Source organism: Vibrio sp. Vb0349 (genome assembly GCF_033338975.1).
Window position 1 is genome coordinate 1 of record NZ_JAWOTS010000298.1, and the last position, 1,201, is coordinate 1,201.

At 44.8% G+C, this 1,201-nt stretch carries 2 protein-coding genes; both read right to left on the reverse strand.

The features are described from left to right. The coding region (locus R7Q47_RS25330; RefSeq protein WP_318090101.1) for a LysR family transcriptional regulator at positions 1 to 171 on the reverse strand (171 nt) is incomplete at its 3' end. A 123-nt stretch (positions 172 to 294) separates the two neighbouring features. Further along, positions 295 to 1,146 (reverse strand): pyridoxal kinase, encoded by an 852-nt coding sequence (gene pdxY / locus R7Q47_RS25335; RefSeq protein ID WP_318090099.1) that lies wholly within the window; start codon positions 1,144 to 1,146, stop codon positions 295 to 297. Between the last annotated feature and the right edge of the window lie 55 nt (positions 1,147 to 1,201).

Consider the following 1,201-nt stretch of genomic DNA (forward strand, 5'->3'; position numbering starts at 1 on the left):
AACAGAACGGCCTACTCGGTCAAATAAAGTGATAGCCAACTGATCTTCAAGATTGCTGATGACTTGCCCCGTTGTCGTTCGGTGCTTATTGAGCTTAACGGCTGCTTTACTAAATGATAATTCTTCATACACAGTGACAAATGCCAACAGCTGCTCAAAGTTAAACGTCATGTTATTCCCCCACGTTCAGTGACTTACTCAAAATATCACTATCGTTCACCGTCGTGTCATTAGAAATGAGTGAGATGTGACAATCGATCAGTTTATTGCCTCGCGGTTTACTATTCCAGATTTCTATACCATCGAGAGCGCCATGAGTTTCTTGACAGGGAAATCAAACGTAGGCTCAACAAACTCATACTGGCCTGCGATCGTTTCTAGCTCCGAACTCCCATTGTCATAAGTCAACTCTAGTACGCCATACACCGCATTGTTGGTATGACGTAACGCTGCAACCGGAGACATACGCTTGACTAAACAGGTCGTAAACACCACCGCTGTTAAGTCCCCAACACCAGCAGGTGGCGTTTCAAAATCTAGCATCGGCCTTTGACTTAGATAGATAGATTTCGGTGTCGCTAGCATCATCGTGAAGTATTCTTCAAGCTCAATATTTGTCACAAGGATGAGCTTTGGCCCCATTTCGAGGGCCTTTTGGCAAGCCTGCGTCGCTGATTCAACGTTACTAATCTTGACTCCTGTAAACTGCTCCAGCACATACTTACTCGATACAATCACGTCTGCCATTGGCATCAGACTCTCAAACAATGGAGCGTGAGACTCTTTATCAGCGATAGGCTCAGCTAGCTCTGGGTGACAGACATAAAGTACTTGGCGACTTTCCTCCTTTAATCGCGTAACTAACTCACAAACTGAATCGCAGAACTTTGAGTCCGTTTGATAACCCGCAATGACAGCGCCACATTCAGATAGCTGACGGAGGCTTTCTACACCATCCGTCAACGCTAGTGATTCATCGACAAGGCTTCTACCGACAAACACCTCATGGTCTTGTATTTGTTGTGCATTTTGAACAGCGTGGATTGGCCATATGTCCAACCCCATTCGTTGAACAGGAAACCCGGTCACGCTGCTATTTAAATGCCTACCTACGCCGTAAGTTTTAATTGAAACAATACCTTTCATCGCTATGCCTACATTACTTTACTGTACATCTATTCATTGAGTATTCGGCATAGCA

Excerpts from the sequence above, each read along its gene's own strand:
- pdxY (WP_318090099.1), bottom strand. The coding sequence starts at position 1,146 with ATGAAAGGTATTGTTTCAATTAAAACTTACGGCGTAGGTAGGCATTTA.